The organism is Microbacterium ulmi (assembly GCF_011759705.1).
In the GTDB taxonomy this organism is placed as follows: Bacteria; Actinomycetota; Actinomycetes; order Actinomycetales; family Microbacteriaceae; genus Microbacterium; species Microbacterium ulmi.
This window is the reverse complement of the sequence record NZ_JAAOZF010000001.1, coordinates 763724-780489: the sequence shown is the minus strand read 5'-3', so window position 1 is coordinate 780489 and position 16766 is coordinate 763724. Positions and strand designations below refer to the sequence as shown.

Below are 16766 nucleotides of genomic sequence, written 5' to 3'. Positions count from 1 at the left end.
GGATGCCGCGGCGGGCGTGCCGCGCACGAAGAAGGCGCGGAGCCCTGGTGGGGGCTCCGCGCCGACGCGGGGTGCTCAGACGAGCCAGCGGAACCGCTGCACGATCGGCAGGCTCTTCCACCAGCCGCCGAGGCCCCACGTGTCGCCCGCCGCGAGGACTGCGACCACAATCAGGGCGAGCGCGTACACGATGTGGTAATCGACGAGCGGGTTCGTGGAGCCGGCGTTCGCGGCGAACGGCCACTCCGCGAGGTACATGAGGAGCATCATGACGGCGCCGGCGACGGCGGAGATGCGCAGGCCGACGCCGAGCATGACGGCCAGGCCGATGCCGAGCATGCCGGCCATGAAGAGCCAGTCCGCGAGCGGCGTCGCCATGCCCTGGAACCAGGGCGCGAGCGGGCCGGTGACGCCGGGGCTGTTCAGGAAGCCCTGGGCAGGGGTTCCGCCGTTGATCCAGGCGCGATCGAGGGGCGTCGAGAAGCCGAGGCCGAACGTCTTGTCGAGGAAGGCCCACAGGAAGATGAAGCCCGTCGCGAAGCGCGTCACGGCGAGGGCATAGCGGCCCGTCGCGGTCGTGACGATCTCCTTCTGGGCGGGGATCGCTCTGGGCTCGGTCTGGGAGCGGGCGGCGCTCGCGGTGCGGGGTGCGACGGTCGGAACCGTGTGGGTGGTCATGGTGTGTCCTCCTCGTTCGTCGGAGCCTTGTGGGTTCCGATCCCTTGTGGTCAGACCACACGCTACTCTCGACTCACACCGTCCGCAAGAGGTTCTTTCAGGAGACGCTCAGCATGGGAGGCCGCCCCGGGGTCAGCCGCCGTCCGCGAGCGAGCGGATCGCCAGCACGGAGGCGGCGACCTCATCGCTCCACGCGGGGGAGAAGCCCATCCTCTCGGCCACCGGCGCATGAAGGCGGCGCACGATGCGCGAGCGGACCCCGCCGCGAGCGATCCGGGACCCGCTCCGCCGTCACGGCCTGGCCCAGGCCCGGCGCGGCATCCGACTGCCCGCTGACCGCCGCGACCGCCACAGCCAGACGACGTCGCGTCCGAACGACTCGACGAGCAGCGCGAGAGCGACGCCCGCGATCCCCGCGCCCATCCACGACGGCGCGAGCCCGGATGCCGCGATCGTCAGCGCGATGCCCGCGACGGCCGTGACGACCTTGCGCCAGTACCGCGGCGGGAGCGTCGCGCGCATCCAGGGCAGGAGCCATCCCGCCGCGACGAAGGCGTAGCGCAGAAGGCCGATCGCGAGCACCCACCAGCCCAGGGATCGCGCGACGTAGATGCTCAGCGCGAGCAGGAGGAAGGCATCCACCTCCATGTCGAACCGCGCGCCCAGCTCGCTCGTGGTGCCGGTGCGCCGCGCGAGCCACCCGTCGACGGCGTCCAGTGCGAGCGCGGGCGCGGCGAGCCCGATCAGCAGGGGCACCGAGATCGAGGTCGTGAACGACGTCGCGACGAGCGCCGAGATCACGCCGACGAGGACGGAGCGGGTCGCCGTCGCGTCGTTGCCCCACCCGAACCGAACTGCGCGCCGGCGCCGCAGCCCTGCGCCGACGAGCGCATTGGATGCGACGAGATAGGCCAGCCCGACCGTCCAGCCGAGCGGCGAGAGCGGGCTGACGACATGCGCGAGCGCGAGCGCGACGCCGCCGCCGACGACCGAGATCGCCGGTCCGAGTTGAACCTTTCCCACCGGGTTCTCCGTGTTCTCCTCATGGACCTCGCTGATGACACGGATCCGCGGCACCGGATGGTTCACTCGCGATGACGCGCGCCTCCGAGCGGGCGACGGCGTACTGGGTCGACGGACCCGGCCGCGGCACGCTCCGCGAGGAGGAGCTGCCCGATCCGGGTCGCGACGACGTGCTCGTGCGCACGCTCTTCACGGGCATCAGCAGGGGCACGGAGTCGGTCGTGCTGCGCGGCGGAGTCCCGGCATCCGAGCGCGAGCGCATGCGCGCACCCTTCCAGTCCGGAGACTTCCCGTGGCCCGTCAAGTACGGCTATCTCAACGTCGGCGTCGTCGAACAGGGTCCCGCCGGGCTGGTCGGCCGCACGGTGTTCGCGCTCTTCCCGCACCAGTCGGCCTTCGTCGTCCCTGCGCGCGCCGTGACGATCGTTCCCGACGACGTCCCCGCCCGGCGCGCCGTGCTCGCGGGCGCCGTCGAGACGGCCGTCAACGTGCTGTGGGATGCCGCGCCCCTCCTCGGCGACCGCGTGTCGATCGTCGGGGCGGGCATGATCGGGTGCTGCGTCGCGCGGCTGGCCCGCGGCATCCCGGGCCTCGATGTCCTGCTCGTCGACGTCGACCCGTCGAGAGCGGGTGTCGCGCAGCGGCTCGGCGTCGCGTTCTGCGGCCCGGGCGACGCTCCGCCCGGCCGCGATCTCGTCGTCGACACGAGCGCGTCGGAGGCGGGCCTGCAGCACGCGCTGCAGACCGTCGCGACCGACGGAGAGGTGATCGAGGCGAGCTGGTTCGGCGACAGGCCCGTGCGGCTCGATCTGGGCGGCGACTTCCATGCGCGCAGGCTCACGATCCGCGCGAGCCAGGTGGGGGCCGTCGCGCAGCGCCGCCGCGGCACGCGAACCCCTTCCGATCGGCTCGCGCTCGCCATCGGCCTGCTCCGCGACCCCGCGTTCGACGCGCTGCTGACCGACGACTCGTCGTGGCGGGACCTGCCGACGGTCATGGCCGCGCTCGCCGACGGGTCGTCGCAGGGGCTGTGCCACACGATCGACTGGAGGGACGCATGACGTTCACGCTCACGGTCCGCGATCACGTCATGATCGCGCACAGCCTCACGGGCGAGGCGTTCGGCCCGGCCCAGCAGCTGCACGGGGCGACGTACGTCGTCGACGCGACCTTCCGCGCGGAGGAGCTGGACGCCGACGGCGTCGTCGTCGACATCGGGCGCGCATCGGCCGTCCTGGGCGCGATCACGGGCTCGCTCTCATACCGCAACCTCGACGACGAGCCCGACTTCGCGGGCGTGAACACGACGACCGAGCGCCTGTGCCAGGTCGTGGCCGAACGGCTCGCCGCGGCGGCGCGCGAGGGGGGACTCGGAGGCGCACGCATCTCGACCATCACCGCGACGCTTCACGAGTCGCACCTCGCGTGGGCCAGCTGCGAGGTGACGGTGTGACCGTCGTGCACGTCGTCGTGCCCGATGCGATCGATGACCCCGCGCGTGTGAGCGGCGGCGGCGTCTACGACCGTCACGTGCGTGACGGGCTGCGGCTGACGGGGTGGGACGTGCGCGTCGACTCGGTGGAGCCGGCCCAGGAGCACGTCGCGCGCGTCCTCACCGCGATCCCCGACGGGGCGCTCGCGCTCGTCGACGGGCTCGTCGCCGTGCGGGCGCCCGCGGCGATCGAGGCCGCCTCGCGACGCATCGCCGTCGTCGTGCTGGCCCACATGCTGGCCTCCGCGCTGTCGGACGCCGACGCCGACGGAGAGCGCCGTGCGCTCGCGGCGGCCAGATGCGTCATCGCGACGAGCCCGTGGACCAGGGCGGAGCTCGTCCGCCGGGGGCTCGTCGACCCCGACCGCATCGAGGTGGCCGTCCCGGGGACGGATGCCGCGCCCGTGGCCGCAGGCACGGCGACGGGCGGGCACCTCCTGGCGGTGGGCGTCGTCGCCCCGCACAAGGGGCACGACCTCCTCGTGCGCGCCCTCGCCGACCTGGGCGATCTCGAGGGCTGGCGATGCACGATCGCGGGGTCGACCGAGACGGATCCCGACTTCGCCGATCGGATCGCGGCGGACGCGGCGGACGCCGGCATCGGCGGGCGCGTGGTCCTTGCCGGAGTGCTGACGGACGAGGGGCTCGAAGAGGCGTACGCCGAGGCCGACGTGCTCGTCGCGCCGTCGCGGGTCGAGAGCTACGGCATCGCGATCGCCGACGCGCTGCGCCACGGCGTCCCCGTCGTCGCGACGGCGACCGGCGGCATCCCTCAGGCGTTCGGCGACCGGCGCGCGGTCGTCCTCCTGCCGCCGGACGAGCCGTTCGCGCTGAGCCTCGCGCTGCGGCGGTGGATGATCGACCCGGTGCTGCGGGCGCGCCTGAAGGCGGACGCCGTCCGCGAGCGCGACACCCTGCCCCGCTGGGACGAGGCGGTCGCGCACGTCGCACAGGTCCTGGAGTCGGTGCGATGAGCGACATCGTCATCGTCGCGCCCGAATGGCTGACGCTGCGCGAGTCCGCCGATGCGCGGGCGCGCGCGGCGGGCCTCGCCGCCCTCGTGGGGGAGAGGATGCCGCGCGGCCCGCTCGCGATCCACGACCTCGGCAGCGGCACGGGCTCGATGATGCGCTGGCTGGCGCCCCTTCTGCCGGGCCCGCAGACGTGGATGCTGCACGACTGGAACTCCGCACTGCTCGCGGCTGCGGAGCCCGCGCTCGACGCGGGCGGACGGCCGGCCGCGGTCTCGGCCCGCGTCGGCGACCTCGCGCGGCTCGACGCCGTCCACCTCGCGGGAGCCTCCCTCGTGACGGCGTCTGCGCTGCTCGACGTGCTGACGCGCGAAGAGCTCGAGAGCATCGTCCGGGCGTGTCGTGCGACGGGAGCGCCGTTCCTCGCGAGCCTCACCGTCACGGGGCTCGTGCGGCTCGACCCCGTCGATCCGGCCGACCGGATCTTCCAGGCCGCCTTCAATCGTCATCAGCGGCGGGCGGTGGAGGGTCGGCGCCTGCTCGGTCCCGATGCGCCCAGGGTCGTCGCCGACCTGTTCGCGGCGGCCGGCTGGGACGTGCAGGCCGCCGACACGCCGTGGACGCTCGCCGCGCCGGATGCAGACCTCATCGCCGAATGGCTCGAGGGATGGATCGAGGCCGCCGTCGAGCAGAGGCCGGCGCTGTCGGAATGGGCGGAGGAGTTCCGGGCGCGCCGGATAGGGCAGCTCGCCCGCGACGAGCTCACGGTCGTCGTCGACCACCGGGACGTGCTCGCATGGCCGCGCTGAGGCTCCTCTCGCTCTCGCGGCGCGCCCGCGCGATCCTCCGTGCAGGCGCGGGCGCCGGCATCCTGATCGCGGTGCTCGTGGCGGTCGGCGGCGGCGCGTTCGTCCGCGGTCTCGCCGCCGTGTCGCCGCTCACGGTGGCGGCGGCGCTCGCACTGTCGGCCGTCGCGACCGTCGCGGCGGCCGTGCGCTGGCACACCGTCGCCCGCCGACTCGACGTGCCGATCCGGCTGTCCGCCGCCGTCGCGGCCTGCTACCGCTCGCAGCTGCTCAACAGCGTCCTGCCCGGCGGGGTCGTGGGCGACGTCCACCGCGCGGTCGCGCACGGACTCGACGTCGGGCGGGTCGCGCAGGCGTCCCGCGCCGTCGCGGCCGAGCGGATCGGCGGGCAGATCGTGCAGCTCGTGTTCGCGGCATCCGTCCTCGTGATCATCGGAGCGCGCGCGTACGAGCCGGTCGCGGGCGCTCTCGGCCTCGCCGCCGTCGTAGCGGCGGTCGTCGCGGTCGCCTGCGCGGCGAGCGCCCGGCTGCGTCGCGCCCTGCGACGCGAGCTCGCGCACGCGCGGATCGCGTTCGGCGGCGCCGGCGTGATCGCGTACGTCACGGCGACGTCGATCGTCGTCGTCGCGTGCCACGCCGCGACCTTCGTCGTCGCATGTCTCGCGGTCGGCGTGCCGGCCTCGCCGCCGCAGCTCGTCGCCGTCGCGCTGCTGACGGTGCTCGCGGGCTCGGTCCCGCTCGGCATCGGCGGGTGGGGGCCGCGCGAGACCGTCGCGGCCTGGGCGTTCGCGATGCTCGGGCTGGGGGCTGCCGACGGCGTCGCCGCGTCGACGGCGTTCGGCGTCCTCGCGACGATCGCGGTGCTGCCGGGCGCGGCCGTGCTCGCGGCATCCGCCCGCCGCCCACGCGCCGTGAGGGTCGCTCTCCCGGCGGAACGGCCCGAGACCGGAGTAGCCTTCCGTCAGGAGTCGTCCGCATGAGCGATCGTCCCTACGTCACTCTCAGCTGCGCCATGTCGATCGACGGGTATCTCGACAGCGCCGATCCGCGGCGCCTTGCGATGTCGAACCCGGCCGACTTCGACCGCGTCGATCAGGTGCGCGCCGAGAGCGACGCGATCATGGTGGGCGCCTCCACCGTGCGCCGCGACGACCCGCGTCTGCTCATCCGCGACGAGGGGCGACGGATGCTGCGCTCCGCCGTCGGGCGTCCGTGCTCGCCCGCGAAGGTCACGGTCACCGCGAGCGGCGACCTTGCGCCGACGGCCGCGTTCTTCGCGGCAGGCGACAGCGAGAAGCTCGTGTACTGCCCGGCGGAGCAGGGCGATCGCATCGCGATGCGCCTCGGCGCCGTCGCCACCGTCGTGCCACTCGGCACGGGGACCCGCGTGGACATGACCGACGTCCTCGCCGATCTGCACTCCCGCGGTGTGCATCGACTCATGGTCGAGGGCGGCGGGAAGCTCCACACGCAGTTCCTCTCCGCCGACCTCGTCGACGAGCTGCAGCTCGTCGTCGCGCCGTTCTTCGTCGGCGAGGCGCGGGCTCCGCGGTTCGTCGAGGCGGCGCGGTTCCCGTGGACGGCGTCGCGCCGGGCGACGCTCGCCGAGGCTCGGACGATCGGCGACGTCGTGCTGCTGCGGTACGCGCTCTCCGACCGGTTCGGCGCCGTCGGCGCGGCGTCGTCGGCGGCGCAGCGCCTTCCCGCGCACTCCTGAGGCGCTCGATGCGGCGGCGAGCGATCCGCGTGCCCCCCGCGGCGCGCACGGTCGTCGCGATCGTCGTGCTCGTGGTCGCACCGGCCGTCCCTGGCATCCTGTCGGCGGGGGCTGCGCTCGCCGCGATCGCCCTGCCGTTCGAGTCGGTCGCCGTGCTGCTCGTCCTCGTCGCGACCCCGTGGGTGCTCGTGCGCCGCGTGGTCTCCGCCTCGTTCGGCGTCTTCGTCGTCGCCGCGATCGTCCTCGCGGCGCTCGACGCGGGCTTCCGCGCGACCGTCGACCACGCCTTCGAGCCCGTCGGCGACGGCCCGCGCGTCGCGGATGCGTATGGGGTCGTGCAGGATGCCGCGGGCCCCGTCGTCGCGGGGCTCCTGCTCGGCCTCGTCGTGGCGGCCGCTGCCGGCGGCGTCGCCGGGATCGCGTGGGCGGCGCTGCGCACGGCCGACGTCGTCCGCCGGCACGACGGGCGGGGACGGGCCGTCCTCGCGGCGGCGGTCGCCGTGTGGACGGCCTTCGCGCTCGCGGGGGCGGATATCGCGCCCGGCGCGCGGTTCGCGGCATCCCGTGCCGTCGACACGGTCGCGGCGACGTCGTCGCGCACCGTCGCGGCCCTGCGCGAGCAGGCGGCGTTCGAGCAGGCGCGGCGCGCGGACCCGTTCCGCGACGTCCCCGCGGAGGAGCTGCTGGCGGGGCTCGACGGGAAGGACGTCGTGATCGCGTTCGTCGAGAGCTACGGGCGCGCAGCCGTCGAAGGCACGACCTTCTCCGCGGGCGTCGGCCGCGTTCTGGAGGACGGCGGCAGGCAGCTCGAGCGCGACGGGTACTCCGCCCGGAGCGCCTTCCTGACGTCTCCGACGTTCGGCGGCGTGAGCTGGCTCGCGCATGCGACGCTGCAGAGCGGGCTGTGGGTCGACTCGCAGCTGAAGTACGACCAGGTCACGTCGACCGACCGCCTGACCCTCGCGGGAGCCTTCGGCGCGGCCGGCTGGCGCACGGTCGCGGACGTGCCGTCCAACGGCGCGCCGTGGTCGGTCGGCGCCTCGTTCTACGGGTACGACGCGCAGCTGAACGCGCGCAACGTCGGCTACCGCGGCCCGGCCTTCAGCTACGCGCGCGTGCCGGACCAGTACACGTGGAAGCACTTCTTCGACCGGGAGCTCGCGGCGCCGCACGAGCCGGTGATGGCCGAGATCGACTTGGTCTCGTCGCACACGCCCTGGACCCCTCTGCCCGAGCTCGTGCCGTGGGACGAGCTCGGCGACGGGTCGGTGTTCGATCCCCAGCCCTCGCGCGGCCTCTCGCCGGCCGAGGCGTGGAGCGACCCGAAGACCGTGCAGCGGCTCTACGGCGAGTCGATCGAGTACTCGTTCGGGGCGATGTTCTCGTTCCTGCACGAGCACGATCAGCCCGGCCTCGTGCTCGTCGTGCTGGGCGACCATCAGCCTGCGCGGATCGTGAGCGGGCCGGATGCCGCCGCCGACGTGCCCGTCACGATCATCGCGCAGGATCGCGCCGTTCTCGACCGCATCGCGTCGTGGGGCTGGGACGAGGGCGTCCGCCCCTCTCCCGACGCCCCCGTGTGGCGGATGGACGCCTTCCGGGACCGGTTCTTCCGCGCCTTCGGCGCCGAGTGACCGGATGCCGAGTGACCGGATGCCGAGTGACCGGATGCCGAGTGACCGCAGGCGGATGCCGAGTGACCGGGGGCGGATGCCGAGTGACTTGGGGGCGGATGCCGAGTGACCGGGGGCCGGGTGACCGGGGGCGGATGCCGCGTCCCGGCGCTACCGGACGCGGTCCTCTGCGCTCTTGGGGGGCGCGACCGACACGTCGATGCGATCCTGCGCTCCGAGCGACGACCACGCCGAGGCGACGCCCTTCGCGGCGTGCTCCGACGCGCGCACGGCGCGCTCGTCGGCCCACGAGTTCAGCCGGTGCCCCGAGTGCCCGCGCACGTGCTCGAGCACGACATCCGGAAGCCCCGCGGCTCGGCGCGCGTCGCGGGCCGCGATGAGCTGCTCGAGGATCTCGCGGTTCTTGACGGGCTGCTTCGCCGACGTCTTCCAGCCGCGCGCGCGGTGGCCGTCCATCCACTTCGTGTACGTGTCGATCGCGTACCTCGAGTCGGCCTGCACGACCAGGTGCGCGACGTCGCGGTGGTCGTCGATCGCGTGCAGGAGCCCGAGAAGCTCGCCGATGTTATTGGTGCCCTCGGGGATCGATCCGGCCGCCCAATGGCCGTCCTCGGCGACCCACGCCCAGCCCGCGGGGCCGGGGTTGCCCTTGCAGGCGCCGTCGGTCGCGACGATGTACGGGCTGTCGGAAGTCATCAAGCCAGGTTAACGGCATCGGATGCCGCGACCTTCCATGGCATCCTTCCATGGCATCCTTGCAGGACCGCACATCGAAGGAGATCGCATGGCCGGCCGCTTCGACCTCGACACCACGACCCTCGCCGAGCTGCTCGACGATCCGCAGGCCCGCGCGATCATCGACGAGCTCGTCCCCGAGCTGCCCGCGCACCCCATGATCGGGTTCGTCAAGAGCCTGCCCGTGAACCAGCTCCTCGCGATGTCGGCGGGGCAGGTGCCCGCCGACACGGTCGCCGTGCTCAAGGAGCGGATCGGCGCGCTGTAGCGTGCGCGCCGGACGGCGTCGTCAGCGGCGTCTGCGCAGCCACGGGCGGCGGCGAGCGGATGCCTCGGCCTGCGCCGTCGCGGCGGTCTCGGCATCCCTTCGCGCCGCCCGCCGCTCGCGCCACGCGACGACCTCCGCCTCGACCTCGTGCGTCGGCGTGACGACGGGCGGGCCGCCGAGGAGCTGACGCCGCGCCTCGATGACGCGCGTGTTGAAGTCCTCGACGTACTCGCGCACGTCCTCTTCGCGCGTGAGCGCGTCGACGCGCTCGGCGAACTCGGCATGCTCGACGCGGAGCGTCAGCGCGGGCGGCCCGAGGCCGCGCAGCTGCTCGGTCTGGATCTTGCGGCGGATCCACCAGTCCGGGTCGTGGTGGTCGCCGAGCCCTTCGAGGGGCTTGCCGTATCCGGGAAGGTCGTCGAAGTCGCCCCGGCGGATCGCCTGCTGGATCGCCGTCTCGACATAGGCGGCGCGGTCGGCCGAGGTCGGGGTGCCCGGCTTCGCCGAACCGATCCCCGAGTCCGTCGGAGGGGATGCGGCATCCGTCTCCTCGTCGATCAGCCCCTGCTCGCGCAGCTCGCGCTCGATCCGGTACCGCGTCGCGGCCTCGCGCGGGTCGTCGCTCACGGCTCTCCCTCCCCTCCGAACTCCGGCCGCACCTCGGCGAACGCGGCGACCTCGGCCTGGAGCGCGGCGTGGAGTCGCCGGCCCTCCGCGAGCCAGGCAGCCCGATCGCGCAGCGGCTCGGTCTCGGAGCGGTCGTTCCACTCGGCGTTCCACGCGCGGAGCGCCTCCGAGAGCTCGTCGCTCAGCCCGAGATCGGCCGCGTCGAGCAGATGCGCATCCGTGAAGCTCTCCCACAGAGGCCACGTGACGCCCCACTCGGGCATGAGGCGGATGACGCGACGCCCGTCGGGCAGCGTGACGCGCTCGCGGCGGCTGCTCCGCTCTGCGAGGTACCTGTCCTGCATGCGCCGACGCTGCTGCCACTCGGCCGCCGTGCGCGGGTGGTCGTGATAGTCCATGCCCGAGAGCCACACGAGCCCGCGTCCGCGCTCGGCGTCGACGACGAGCGCGAGCGCCCACAGCATCCCCGAACGGGTCGCGATCGCGCCCATCTCCAGCGCCCGGTCGAGCGTCGTGTCTCGGAGGTCGAACGTCTCGACGGTGTAGCGCGGGCCGCTGAACGTGTACATGCGATAGCGCGCGCCGTGCGCCTCCCACATGGAGTCGCGTTCATCGACCGGGATGCGGCGCATGCTCCGAGCCTAGGATCTTCGCGGGACCGAGGGCGGAGTCATCCCTGCTTGAATCGGAGCAGAGCTGACGGAGGAGCCCCATGCGTGCGACCTACATGTTCGGAGCCGGCGACGTGCGCGTCATCGAGGTGCCCGACGCCTCGATCGAGCGGCCGACCGATGCGCTCGTGCGGGTGACGGCGGCGTGCGTGTGCGGAAGCGACCTGCATCCCTTCCACAGCCTGCCCGAGACCCCGGCTGGGCGAGCGATGGGCCACGAGTTCGTCGGCATCGTGGAGGATGTCGGGGCCGAGGTGACGACGATCCGCCGCGGCGACTTCGTCATCGCGCCGTTCGTGTGGTCGGACGGCACGTGCGACTTCTGCCGTGAGGGGCTGCAGACCTCGTGCCGTCACGGCGGCGTGTTCGGCACGGCGCCGGGGGTCGGCGGCCAGGCCGAGGCCGTGCGCGTGCCGCAGGCCGACGGCACGCTCGTCGTCGTCCACGCGGCGGTCGACGAGTCGCTCGTCCCGTCGCTGCTGACGCTCTCCGACGTCTACGGCACGGGCTGGCACGCCGCCGTCACGGGCGGCGTCGCGCCCGTCCGTGCGTACATCGAGCGGCTCCTGCCCGGCGTCCTCGACGGCTCGGTCGACCCGGGCCGTGTGTTCGACCGCGAGGTGCCTCTCGACGAGACCCCAGGGGCCTACCGTGCGATGGATGCGCGCGAGGCCCTCAAGGTGCTCGTCCGGCCGTAGCCGCCAGCGCGCGGGGACGCGTCAGACGTGATCGTGTCAGACGTGATCGCGCCACGAGTGCCGCGGCTCGTAGCCGAGGAGGCGACGGGCCTTCTCGATCGACAGCAGCGTGTCGTTCGGCCCGAACTCTCTCTTGCGCGGCACGTCGGGGAAGACCTCGGCGAGCAGCTCGTCGTCGGGGCGGCTCATGACGGTGTCGGCCGCCGCGATGATGAACCGGTCGAACCCGGCGGGAGCGACCTCGAGGGCGCGCTGCACGGCCTGGGCGCCGTCTCGCGCGTCGATGTACCCCCACAGGTTCCACTTGCGACGCCGCGCGTCGGCGTCGAACGCGCCGAATGCGGCGTAGTCCTCCGGGACCATGACGTTCGAGAAGCGCAGCGCCGTGATCGACAGGTCAGGATGCCACCGCACGAGCTCGATCGCGAGCTGCTCCTCGAGGTGCTTCACGAGCGAGTACACCGACTCGGGCCGGGCCGGATACTCCTCGTCGACGGGCACATACGGCGGCGGCACGTCGAACGGGAGGCCGAGCACCGTCTCGCTCGACGCGTAGACGATGCGCCGGATGCCGAGCCGCACGGCCGCCCAGAAGACGTTGAACGTCGCGGGCATGTTGTTGTGGAAGGTCGCGACGTCGCTTCGGATGCCGGGTGCCGGGATCGCCGCGAGATGCACGACGGCGTCGATCCCGTCGTGGCGGTCGTTCACCGACGTGAACGCGTCGACGACCTGGCCGTAGTCGGTGAGGTCGACCTCGACGAAGTCGTGGCCGCGGGCACCCACGACGTCCATCCCGATGACGTCGTGCCCTGCTGTGCGGAGTTCCCTGGCGACGACGGCGCCCAGCTTGCCCGAAGATCCCGTGAGTGCGATGCGCATGCTCCCAGCGTGCCACGACGGCGGCGTGCGACGGACGGGCGTTGCGCACCATACTGTTATGTCGGCTGTCGTGTCGGCCGCCGTCGGCATCGAGGTGCTCCGCGATCTCGCCAAGACCGACCTCGCCAAGACCGACCTCGCCAAGACCGACCTCGTCGTGATCGACGAGTCCACGACGGCGTGCGGCATCCAGCGCCGGCTCGCTGGAATCAGCCCCACCACCGACTCGCACAGGGAATCGAACCAATGGCACGCACCCCCCTCTCCGGAACTCAGCACGCCCTGCGGGCGGGTGACTACGAAGCCGTCGTCGCGAGCGTCGGCGCTTCGCTGCGGTCGCTGCGTTTCGAGGGGCGCGACCTCGTCGTGCCCTTCGACGCCGACGAGCTTCGCCCCGCCTATCGCGGCGTGACCCTCGCGCCGTGGCCCAACCGAATCGTCGACGGCGCGTACTCCTTCGCCGGGTCCGAGCACCAGGTGCCGCTCACCGAGCCCGCCCGCGGACACGCGCTGCACGGGCTCTCGCCGTGGCTCGAGTTCGACACGGTCGACAAGGGCTCGGGTCACGTGACCCTCGCAGCCGTCGTCGAGCCGCAGACGGGCTATCCGTGGCGTGTCGTCGTCGAGACGACGTACTCGCTGCGCGCCGACGGGCTCACGCAGACAGTGACCGCCCGCAACGAGAGCGCGGATGCCGCGCCCTGGGGGACGGGCCCCCATCCCTACCTCGTCGCGGGGCCCGGCGCCCTCGACAGCTGGACCCTCGAGCTTCCCGCCGCCGAGGTCCTCCTCACCGACGACCGGCTGAGCCCGACCGAGCTGCGGGGCGTCGACGTCGATCCGGCCCGCTTCGACTTCCGCGCGGCCCGCGCGATCGGCGCCGTCGCGCTCGACCACGCCTTCACGGGCCTCGTGCGCGGACAGGACGGCCTCGCGGTCGTGCGTCTCTCAGACCCGTCGGGCACGGGCGTGCAGATGAGCTGGGATGCCGCGTGCCCGTGGGTTCAGGTCCACACGGCCGACGGCGTCCCCGGCGCGCCAGGCCACCGCGCCGGCCTCGCCGTCGAGCCCATGACGTGCGCACCGGACGCGTTCAACGCGGACTCGTACGACTACGACACGGGCCTCATCGTGCTCGAGCCCGGCGCGTCGGCCGAGGCGTCCTGGCGCATCGCCGCGCTCTGACACGGCATCGGGGTCGCATGGGCGGCGCCGCACGACAGGGCCCCCGGACGCCATCGTCCGGGGGCCCCTCCTGCGATCGCGATCCGGCGATCACTCCTCGTCGCGGAGCTTCTCCTTGAAGTCGTTGCGGGCTTCGACGGAGTCGCGCTCGGCCTCTGCCTTCTTGACGTTCGCGTCGGCCTTCATCTCGTCGACCTTGTCGCCGATCTTGTCGGTCGTGTCCTCCCACGCTTCCTTGATCTTGCGGCCGGTCGTCTCCGCGGCCTCTTTCGCGTCGTCCATGATTCCCATCGGATGCTCCTCTCGTGAAGGACTCGGTCCCGTCACGGTAGGCGACGCCGGAGGGTTCACCAGGGGGATTGCGCGCCGCAGGGTCGCGTGATACGCCTCGTCCCCCTCGCCGCCGAGCCGTGCTCGACCCTCTCCCGGGCTCCGCAGCGCCGCCGACCGTTACCCTCGTGTGTGGGAGGTGGCGGAAGATGGGGCGGACCGCGGACGCGATCGCGGAGGGGATGTCGATCGCCGCGGCCGCGGCGCGCCTCGCCGTGCGCAACCGCATCCTCGTGGAGACGATCGCGAACGACGAGCCGTTCGACGTCGAGCTGTTCGTGCCGTTCGCCTGCAAGACCCTCGAGCGGCTCGCGCGTGAGCACGAGAAGGCCGCCGAGCGCACGCTGAAGCAGCGCAAGAAGGCGTGGGGCCGGCACAGCGACCCGGACGGGACGCACGACTACCGCGACCGCGACACGGGCAACCTGCGCAAGCGCCACCGCCAGTACGTCGGAGTCGCCAGGCACCTGCGGGCGCAGGCGCAGGACACGGATGCCGTGCGGCGACTCATCGAGGAGTCGCGGGATGCCGCGTGGGGCGATGTCGAGTCGAACCTCCAGCGCCGGCTGCAGGCGGAGGCGCTGCGCCCCGAGCTCGACCCCGACTACGCGACGATGCGCGAGGCGCGCATGCAGTCGTTGCGGATGATCGACATCCCGAGGCTCGCGGCCCACCGCCGCAAGCTCGCGGAGGGCGCAGCCGCCGCAGCGGCCGAGGGCTGAGGCCCCGTCGATTCGCGAGTCGCGCCGCCGTCGGCTATGCTGGACGTCGGTTTGCTCGTGAGGGCGAACCGAGCGCCCGTAGCTCAATGGATAGAGCATCTGACTACGGATCAGAAGGTTGGGAGTTCGAGTCTCTTCGGGCGCACACTGTGTTGAGACAGTGGTGAAAGGCCCCGGTTCGCCGGGGCCTTTCGCGTCTCCGGGGCCTTTCGCGTCTCCGGGGCACCGCCCGGTGCTAGCGTGAGCGGCGGCATCCGTCGCGACACGAGGGGGACTCGCCATGCAGCTCGTCCAGGTGGCCCAGCGCGCCGAGGATCTCGACCGCGCGGCCGCCTTCTACACGATCCTCCTCCAGAGCGAGCCCACGGCGAGATTCGATCCGCCGGGGCTGCTGTTCTTCGATCTCGACGGCGTCCGGCTGCTGCTCGACAAAGAGGCGCCCTCGGCGGTCCTCTACCTGCGGGTCGACAACGTGCACGAGGCCCTCGAGCGACTCGACGGGATCGCGACGGTCGTCTCACCGCCGCACGTCATCTTCACGCACGACGACGACGCGCTCGGGCCCGCGGGTCATGACGAGTGGCAGGCCTTCATCAAGGACTCCGAGTCGAACACGGTCGGCCTCGTCGCCTTCCAGCGCCCGTGACGGTCCTCCTTCAGCGCACAATGCGGAGGCCGTGCGATCGGGATGCCGCATCCTGCGCGGACTTCTCGCCTCGAGCGAGGCATCCTGCCGCCGCGAGAGCGTAGCCTGAGCGTGTGAGCGCCTACGTCTCAGCGTTCGAGCTGTTCTCCATCGGTGTGGGTCCCTCCAGCTCCCACACCGTGGGTCCGATGCGCGCCGGCCATGACTTCGCCGCGCGGCTGCGCTCGGCGGGCGCCCTCGCCCGAGCGGCCCGCGTGACCTGCGTGCTGTACGGATCCCTCGGCGCGACCGGCATCGGCCACGGCACGCCCGACGCGGTCGTGGCCGGACTCCTGGGGCTCGAGCCGGAGACGGTGGATCCGGATGCCGTCCGCTCGGCGTGGACGGACTGGCCGGACGGGCGGGCGCTCGTCCTGGCCGGCACGCATCCCGTGCCGTTCGCGAAGTCCGACGTGACGTTCGTGCCGCGCACGCGGCTGCCGGGTCATCCCAACGCCATGACGCTCTCGGCGCTCGATGCCGAGGGCGCGGTGCTCGCGGAGGAGACGTACTACTCGGTCGGCGGAGGGTTCATCCGGCGCGAGGGCGAGGCGCTCACGGTCGCGGCGCATCCCTATCCGCTGTCGTTCGACTCGGCGGAGGAGCTCATCGCGCTCTGCGACGAGCGCGGCATCACGATCGCGGAGGCGGCGCGACTCAACGAGGCGGCCCTGCGCTCCGACGAGGAGATCGCGGCGGGGCTCGACGCCATCTGGGACGCGATGGCCGGCTGCGTGGAGGCGGGGCTCGCGTCGGGCGGGGTGCTTCCCGGCATGCTCAAGGTCAAGCGCCGCGCCGCGGCGATCCGCGCGCAGCTGGAGGATGCCGAAGCCGACGGCCGTCGGGAGCTTCCCGGCGAATGGCTCGGCGCGTTCGCGCTCGCGGTCAACGAGGAGAACGCGGCGGGTGGCCGGGTCGTGACCGCCCCCACGAACGGCGCGGCCGGGATCGTGCCCGCCGTCGCGATGTACTGGTGGCGGTTCATGGCCGACTCGGGCCTCGGCTCCGGCAACGCCGTGACGCCGTACGGCGAGCTCGTCGGCAGCGCCCTGCTCGGGTTCCCCGGCCGGCAGCAGCTCGGACCCGTGCTCGTCGACACGCTGAGCGAGGAGGCCGTCGCCGAGCTGAACCGGCGGCGCGGCATCCGTCGCTTCCTCCTCACGGCGGCGGCGCTCGGGTCGCTCTTCAAGGCGAACGCGTCGATATCGGGCGCCGAGGGCGGCTGTCAGGCCGAGGTCGGATCGGCCTGCGCCATGGCCGCGGGCGGGCTGACGGCCGTCATGGGCGGCACGACCCGTCAGATCGAGAACGCCGCCGAGATCGCGATGGAGCATCACCTGGGCCTCACGTGCGACCCCGTCGGAGGGCTCGTGCAGATCCCGTGCATCGAGCGCAACGCCATCGCCGCGTCGACGGCCGTCACGGCCGCGCGCCTCGCCTTGCGCGGCGACGGCTCGCATTACGTGTCGCTGGATGCCGTGGTCGAGACGATGCGCCAGACCGGCATCGACATGTCGACGAAGTACAAGGAGACGAGCGAGGGCGGCCTGGCGGTCAACGTCATCGAGTGCTGATGCCGCGCCCGCTCTGCGCATCCTTCCCGGGCCCCGGACCCCGGACCCCGGCCCCCGGACCCCGGGCC

The 16766-nt window shown here is 72.9% G+C and carries 20 protein-coding genes and 1 tRNA gene; 14 read left to right on the top strand and 7 right to left on the bottom strand.

The window, feature by feature from the left end; genetic code table 11:
* Positions 1–75 precede the first annotated feature (75 nt).
* Positions 76–678, bottom strand: coding sequence for a DoxX family protein (locus tag FHS08_RS03765; RefSeq protein WP_170283220.1), 603 nt, complete (start codon positions 676–678; stop codon positions 76–78).
* A gap of 291 nt (positions 679–969) precedes the next feature.
* A complete protein-coding gene (locus FHS08_RS03760) occupies positions 970–1701 on the bottom strand; it encodes a CDP-alcohol phosphatidyltransferase family protein (RefSeq protein ID WP_167035576.1) in 732 nt (243 codons plus the stop codon).
* Between the two features lie 71 nt (positions 1702–1772).
* Between FHS08_RS03760 and FHS08_RS03755 the strand changes: the two genes are divergently transcribed.
* The 7 genes from FHS08_RS03755 to FHS08_RS03725 are packed head-to-tail and all read left to right on the top strand — an operon-like array spanning position 1773 to position 8321.
* The gene (locus FHS08_RS03755) at positions 1773–2762 is read left to right on the top strand and encodes a zinc-dependent alcohol dehydrogenase (protein WP_167035574.1); all 990 of its coding nucleotides are present in this window, start codon (positions 1773–1775) and stop codon (positions 2760–2762) included.
* On the top strand, positions 2759–3154 hold the full coding sequence (locus FHS08_RS03750) for a 6-pyruvoyl trahydropterin synthase family protein (RefSeq protein WP_167035572.1): 396 nt from the start codon (positions 2759–2761) through the stop codon (positions 3152–3154). The genes FHS08_RS03755 and FHS08_RS03750 overlap by 4 nt, the downstream gene beginning before the upstream one ends.
* The gene (locus FHS08_RS03745; protein ID WP_167035570.1) at positions 3151–4167 is read left to right on the top strand and encodes a glycosyltransferase; all 1017 of its coding nucleotides are present in this window, start codon (positions 3151–3153) and stop codon (positions 4165–4167) included. The genes FHS08_RS03750 and FHS08_RS03745 overlap by 4 nt, the downstream gene beginning before the upstream one ends.
* Positions 4164–4973: an SAM-dependent methyltransferase gene (locus FHS08_RS03740; protein ID WP_167035568.1), complete on the top strand. Its 810-nt coding sequence runs from the start codon at positions 4164–4166 to the stop codon at positions 4971–4973. The genes FHS08_RS03745 and FHS08_RS03740 overlap by 4 nt, the downstream gene beginning before the upstream one ends.
* Positions 4961–5950, top strand: coding sequence for a lysylphosphatidylglycerol synthase transmembrane domain-containing protein (locus FHS08_RS03735; protein WP_167035566.1), 990 nt, complete (start codon positions 4961–4963; stop codon positions 5948–5950). Before FHS08_RS03740 ends, FHS08_RS03735 begins: the two co-directional genes overlap by 13 nt.
* On the top strand, positions 5947–6687 hold the full coding sequence (locus tag FHS08_RS03730) for a RibD family protein (protein ID WP_167035564.1): 741 nt from the start codon (positions 5947–5949) through the stop codon (positions 6685–6687). The genes FHS08_RS03735 and FHS08_RS03730 overlap by 4 nt, the downstream gene beginning before the upstream one ends.
* A gap of 8 nt (positions 6688–6695) precedes the next feature.
* Complete coding sequence (locus tag FHS08_RS03725) at positions 6696–8321, top strand: alkaline phosphatase family protein (RefSeq protein ID WP_167035562.1); 1626 nt, start codon at positions 6696–6698, stop codon at positions 8319–8321.
* 150 nt (positions 8322–8471) lie between these two features.
* Here FHS08_RS03725 and FHS08_RS03720 read toward each other — a convergent pair whose 3' ends face one another.
* Positions 8472–9017, bottom strand: coding sequence for a ribonuclease H family protein (locus tag FHS08_RS03720; RefSeq protein WP_167035560.1), 546 nt, complete (start codon positions 9015–9017; stop codon positions 8472–8474).
* 88 nt (positions 9018–9105) lie between these two features.
* Here FHS08_RS03720 and FHS08_RS03715 point away from each other — a divergent pair, with 88 nt between their 5' ends.
* Positions 9106–9324, top strand: a complete 219-nt coding sequence (locus tag FHS08_RS03715) for a hypothetical protein (RefSeq protein WP_167035558.1) — start codon at positions 9106–9108, stop codon at positions 9322–9324.
* 21 nt (positions 9325–9345) lie between these two features.
* On the opposite strand, the gene FHS08_RS03710 is transcribed toward FHS08_RS03715, so the two are convergent.
* Both FHS08_RS03710 and FHS08_RS16750 read right to left on the bottom strand, forming a co-directional pair.
* Positions 9346–9951, bottom strand: coding sequence for a DnaJ family domain-containing protein (locus FHS08_RS03710; protein ID WP_167035556.1), 606 nt, complete (start codon positions 9949–9951; stop codon positions 9346–9348).
* Positions 9948–10583, bottom strand: a complete 636-nt coding sequence (locus tag FHS08_RS16750; RefSeq protein WP_243847211.1) for a PLP-dependent aminotransferase family protein — start codon at positions 10581–10583, stop codon at positions 9948–9950. The genes FHS08_RS03710 and FHS08_RS16750 overlap by 4 nt, the downstream gene beginning before the upstream one ends.
* A gap of 80 nt (positions 10584–10663) precedes the next feature.
* Between FHS08_RS16750 and FHS08_RS03700 the strand changes: the two genes are divergently transcribed.
* The gene (locus FHS08_RS03700) at positions 10664–11320 is read left to right on the top strand and encodes an alcohol dehydrogenase catalytic domain-containing protein (protein ID WP_167035554.1); all 657 of its coding nucleotides are present in this window, start codon (positions 10664–10666) and stop codon (positions 11318–11320) included.
* Between the two features lie 36 nt (positions 11321–11356).
* On the opposite strand, the gene FHS08_RS03695 is transcribed toward FHS08_RS03700, so the two are convergent.
* Positions 11357–12202, bottom strand: coding sequence for an NAD-dependent epimerase/dehydratase family protein (locus tag FHS08_RS03695; RefSeq protein ID WP_167035552.1), 846 nt, complete (start codon positions 12200–12202; stop codon positions 11357–11359).
* Positions 12203–12448: 246 nt separating this feature from the next.
* Here FHS08_RS03695 and FHS08_RS03690 point away from each other — a divergent pair, with 246 nt between their 5' ends.
* Positions 12449–13387: an aldose 1-epimerase family protein gene (locus FHS08_RS03690; RefSeq protein WP_167035551.1), complete on the top strand. Its 939-nt coding sequence runs from the start codon at positions 12449–12451 to the stop codon at positions 13385–13387.
* 90 nt (positions 13388–13477) lie between these two features.
* Here the strand turns inward: FHS08_RS03690 and FHS08_RS03685 are convergent, their stop codons facing one another.
* On the bottom strand, positions 13478–13678 hold the full coding sequence (locus FHS08_RS03685; RefSeq protein WP_167035548.1) for a hypothetical protein: 201 nt from the start codon (positions 13676–13678) through the stop codon (positions 13478–13480).
* 188 nt (positions 13679–13866) lie between these two features.
* Between FHS08_RS03685 and FHS08_RS03680 the strand changes: the two genes are divergently transcribed.
* From FHS08_RS03680 to FHS08_RS03665, 4 genes are all read left to right on the top strand, one after another.
* Positions 13867–14439: an asparagine synthase gene (locus tag FHS08_RS03680; RefSeq protein ID WP_167035546.1), complete on the top strand. Its 573-nt coding sequence runs from the start codon at positions 13867–13869 to the stop codon at positions 14437–14439.
* 72 nt (positions 14440–14511) lie between these two features.
* Positions 14512–14584: transfer RNA gene (locus FHS08_RS03675), tRNA-Arg, on the top strand.
* A gap of 135 nt (positions 14585–14719) precedes the next feature.
* A complete protein-coding gene (locus FHS08_RS03670; protein ID WP_167035544.1) occupies positions 14720–15085 on the top strand; it encodes a VOC family protein in 366 nt (121 codons plus the stop codon).
* Positions 15086–15198: 113 nt separating this feature from the next.
* Positions 15199–16698: an L-serine ammonia-lyase, iron-sulfur-dependent, subunit alpha gene (locus FHS08_RS03665; RefSeq protein WP_167035542.1), complete on the top strand. Its 1500-nt coding sequence runs from the start codon at positions 15199–15201 to the stop codon at positions 16696–16698.
* The last annotated feature ends 68 nt before the right edge of the window (positions 16699–16766 follow it).

What these genes read in the sequence shown, in the direction of transcription:
- FHS08_RS03765 (WP_170283220.1), bottom strand. Translation starts at nt 678, where the DNA reads ATGACCACCCACACGGTTCCGACCGTCGCACCCCGCACCGCGAGCGCC.
- FHS08_RS03755 (WP_167035574.1), top strand. Translation starts at nt 1,773, where the DNA reads ATGACGCGCGCCTCCGAGCGGGCGACGGCGTACTGGGTCGACGGACCC.
- FHS08_RS03750 (WP_167035572.1), top strand. Translation starts at nt 2,759, where the DNA reads ATGACGTTCACGCTCACGGTCCGCGATCACGTCATGATCGCGCACAGC.
- FHS08_RS03740 (WP_167035568.1), top strand. Translation starts at nt 4,164, where the DNA reads ATGAGCGACATCGTCATCGTCGCGCCCGAATGGCTGACGCTGCGCGAG.
- FHS08_RS03735 (WP_167035566.1), top strand. Translation starts at nt 4,961, where the DNA reads ATGGCCGCGCTGAGGCTCCTCTCGCTCTCGCGGCGCGCCCGCGCGATC.
- FHS08_RS03730 (WP_167035564.1), top strand. Translation starts at nt 5,947, where the DNA reads ATGAGCGATCGTCCCTACGTCACTCTCAGCTGCGCCATGTCGATCGAC.
- FHS08_RS03725 (WP_167035562.1), top strand. Translation starts at nt 6,696, where the DNA reads ATGCGGCGGCGAGCGATCCGCGTGCCCCCCGCGGCGCGCACGGTCGTC.
- FHS08_RS03720 (WP_167035560.1), bottom strand. Translation starts at nt 9,017, where the DNA reads ATGACTTCCGACAGCCCGTACATCGTCGCGACCGACGGCGCCTGCAAG.
- FHS08_RS03715 (WP_167035558.1), top strand. Translation starts at nt 9,106, where the DNA reads ATGGCCGGCCGCTTCGACCTCGACACCACGACCCTCGCCGAGCTGCTC.
- FHS08_RS16750 (WP_243847211.1), bottom strand. Translation starts at nt 10,583, where the DNA reads ATGCGCCGCATCCCGGTCGATGAACGCGACTCCATGTGGGAGGCGCAC.
- FHS08_RS03700 (WP_167035554.1), top strand. Translation starts at nt 10,664, where the DNA reads ATGCGTGCGACCTACATGTTCGGAGCCGGCGACGTGCGCGTCATCGAG.
- FHS08_RS03695 (WP_167035552.1), bottom strand. Translation starts at nt 12,202, where the DNA reads ATGCGCATCGCACTCACGGGATCTTCGGGCAAGCTGGGCGCCGTCGTC.
- FHS08_RS03690 (WP_167035551.1), top strand. Translation starts at nt 12,449, where the DNA reads ATGGCACGCACCCCCCTCTCCGGAACTCAGCACGCCCTGCGGGCGGGT.
- FHS08_RS03685 (WP_167035548.1), bottom strand. Translation starts at nt 13,678, where the DNA reads ATGGGAATCATGGACGACGCGAAAGAGGCCGCGGAGACGACCGGCCGC.
- FHS08_RS03680 (WP_167035546.1), top strand. Translation starts at nt 13,867, where the DNA reads ATGGGGCGGACCGCGGACGCGATCGCGGAGGGGATGTCGATCGCCGCG.
- FHS08_RS03670 (WP_167035544.1), top strand. Translation starts at nt 14,720, where the DNA reads ATGCAGCTCGTCCAGGTGGCCCAGCGCGCCGAGGATCTCGACCGCGCG.